Below are 290 nucleotides of genomic sequence, written 5' to 3' on the forward strand. Positions count from 1 at the left end.
TACTTTTCCTGTTGCTTTTGCAGACAATGTCAAGCTGAATCCGAACTGTCCTTCGGCTTTTAATTCGCCTTCTTTCTTTAATCGGCTTAGTTCAATATTACCCTGAATAACGAGTTTTCCGTAAAATTTCAGATCAAAGCGAACTTCCGCATCAGCTGCATAAGCCAGCAGGTCTAAAGCAGTAATTACAGCCTGAGCTGCAGGATGAAGCTTTTTCCCCCAGGCAATCAGGTCAATGGTTGCTTCGGCACCAATGAAGGGATCTGCTTTGGCAACAAGCCCTATGGTAG

The 290-nt window shown here is 44.5% G+C and carries 1 protein-coding gene; it reads right to left on the reverse strand.

Annotated elements, in window-relative coordinates:
• Nucleotides 1-290: hypothetical protein (locus ACR9ZK_RS21825; protein ID WP_481344048.1), on the reverse strand; the 290-nt coding region annotated here is incomplete at both ends.

Source organism: Monashia sp. HAY1-5C (assembly GCF_056755255.1).